The sequence below is a fragment of the Candidatus Poribacteria bacterium genome (assembly GCA_028820845.1).
Lineage (GTDB): Bacteria > Poribacteria > WGA-4E > WGA-4E > WGA-3G > WGA-3G.
The window spans coordinates 579-3,297 of sequence record JAPPII010000087.1 but is presented as its reverse complement, the minus strand read 5'-3'; the positions used below and the strand labels follow the sequence as shown (position 1 = coordinate 3,297).

2 protein-coding genes are annotated in these 2,719 nt (G+C 44.1%); both read left to right on the top strand.

All coding sequences use genetic code 11. The annotated features are described in order from the left end of the window. Positions 1–190: 190 nt before the first annotated feature. Positions 191–1,282, top strand: a complete 1,092-nt coding sequence (locus OXN25_16700) for a formylglycine-generating enzyme family protein (protein ID MDE0426492.1) — start codon at positions 191–193, stop codon at positions 1,280–1,282. Between the two features lie 85 nt (positions 1,283–1,367). Further along, on the top strand, positions 1,368–2,719 hold a 1,352-nt coding region (locus OXN25_16695; GenBank protein MDE0426491.1), incomplete at its 3' end, for a leucine-rich repeat domain-containing protein.

Here is a 2,719-nt window from a genome sequence, read left to right as displayed (position 1 = left end):
TTATACCATTTTCTCACATTTTAAACAAGTCAAAAACCCTTGTATTCACTGGGTTTATCGCGCTTTTTCAACCAATTTTTCAAATCCCAAAACTACTTATTGCGTTCTCTTTTGGTAATTTGGAATACAAGTTGTCACTTAATAGAATGCTACATAGGTAATAGAATGCTACATAGGACAAAAAAGAATTATGAAAACACCTGTTCCCCTTTTTGTTTTCACGACGACATGTCTTTTTCTCTTCACATTGCTTAGTTGTGGATTAGATACAGACGATGAAGATGTTGTTGAACCGGGGCCAGTTGAATTCAAAGCTGCGAGACCCGCAAGCGGTAGCATACTCCGTCCCGGAGAATCTATTATTGTGTATTTTTCAGCCCCTCCCGAAAATCTGACTGTGGAGCCTGGAACAGTGAGCGGATCCGGAATTAGGGTTACTATCACAGGTGCTTTCTCTCTGGGGAGCCTCACCGTAGAACTTACTTGGACAGATGGCACACAAACTTTAGAATATACAGTTATTCCGAAAGGCATGATACTGATTCGCGAAGGAAATTTCCAAATGGGAAGCGATTCAGAAATGGCTTCTGACGATGAGCAACCTATCCATAATGTTTTTGTGGATTCCTTCTTCATAGACGAGCATGAGGTAACAGTAGGCGAATATAAATCGTTTGTTGAAACAACCGGACATCAGGAACCTGACTGGCAAGAAATACTACCCTATGCTCCGACGGATCAACACCCGATTGTTTATGTCAGCTGGCATGATGCAATGGCTTATGCAATGTGGGTGGGGAAAAGGTTACCCACCGAAGCAGAATGGGAGAAAGCGGCACGTGGCGGTCTGATAGCAAAAACGTATCCCTGGGGAAACATATCGCCACAGGATAGCCGATGCAACTTCGCTGACCAAAACCTAACCCTGTATTGGTGGTCGGACAAAAACGCAGATGATGGATACGCATTTACTGCACCTGTCGGCAGCTATCCAGAAAACGACTACGGACTCTTTGATATGGCTGGCAATGTCTTGGAATGGTGTCTTGATAAGTACAATGCAGATTTTTATACGATTTCTCAAGAAGATAATCCGTTTTCAGGCACAAATACCGTGCATGAGATAAGCAAAAACTTTGAATCCGTTCAATCGAATAGAGTGTTACGGGGCGGTTCTTGGATCGTTACTGCCAACAATGTACGTAGTAGCACGCGCTTCTTTCTCCCGCCAGAAAGTAAGAGTAATACCGTTGGATTTCGATGTGCAGTCGGTTTACAATAGATTTTACAACACGGTTTCCGCGCTGACAAGAGGCAGCGGGTTTAACAAAATACGCTTTGTCTGGTTTGCATAAGGAGGCAGCCTCATGAACAGAAAATTATTATGGATCGGAACTGTATGCCTCATCACTTTTTTTAGCATTGTAGGTTTCACAGCTGCGCAAAATACGCGCCCGATAGTCCGACTCATCTACTTTCTTCCACTGGACCGCCGAGCACAACCAGACATTGACATAAAATTGGATACCCTCATAAAGGATATTCAGCAGTTCTACGCCAACCAGATGGAAGCACACGGATTTGGTAGAAAAACTTTTCAATTTGAAACGGATGCAGGTGGCAATGCAGTGGTCCATCATTTCATAGGACAGTTCACTGATGAACATTACAGTAATTTATCCTATACATGGAACATCTGGGAGGAAATTATTGATGATACGTTTGACCCATCAAAAAATATCTATCTCACTGTGATAGATATGAGCAGTTCTTGCCTTGACAGCGGCGATGGTGATTGTACGGGTGATAGAGTTGCTGGTCGCGGCGGAGCTATCGGAAGCGGTGGCGGACTGGCACTTATCCCCGCACATAATCTTAATAGCGTTCAGTTGGCAGCACATGAACTGGGGCACGCCTGCGGCTTGTTTCATGATTATGCTACCAGCAACTCTAAGCAAATTTCGATATTTACAAGAGATCAGATGCTCAACTCATTTTGTGCTGCGGAGTGGTTAAATGCCCATCGTGCTTTCAATCCTGAACGTCAGTTTGAACCGGATGTGTATCCAGAGTTTATAATGCACCCGCCGAGTCTCGCCGCTCCACCCAATGTCATCCGGCTCCGCTTTGAAATAAACGATCCTAATGGCATACATAAAGTGCGGCTGTTGGCTCCGATGCCGGTATATTCTGCGTATTTCTCATTGCTTGGTTGTCAGTCTTTAAATGGAAATATATCGGGTACCGTCGAATTCGTCACCAACGATTTGACCCCAAAAACAGGATCGGTATCGTTATCCGCAATTGATGTACTTGGAAACATGAGAGGTCAGTCATTTCCAATAGATATTACCTCCATAATACCGCCTCCCGAAGCTCTATCAATCCCAGACCCACATTTAGCGGCGGCTGTGCAGCGACAGATTGGAAATGCCCTGACGACTCACGCTATCCTGAACTTGCAGAGACTTAACGCACCCAACAGCGGGATAACAGATCTGACAGGACTTGAACATGCACACAACCTGATGGTATTATACCTTGATGATAGAAATGCCGAAAATAATACAACATTGGATATGTCACCGCTGTCAGGATTGAAAAACTTGACGACGCTGTATCTTTCGGACAATAACATTACTGATATTTCCGCACTCTCAGAGATGAAAAACTTGACGACGCTGTATCTTTCGGACAATAACATTACTGATATTTCCGC

What these genes read in the sequence shown, in the direction of transcription:
- OXN25_16700 (MDE0426492.1), top strand. Translation starts at nt 191, where the DNA reads ATGAAAACACCTGTTCCCCTTTTTGTTTTCACGACGACATGTCTTTTT.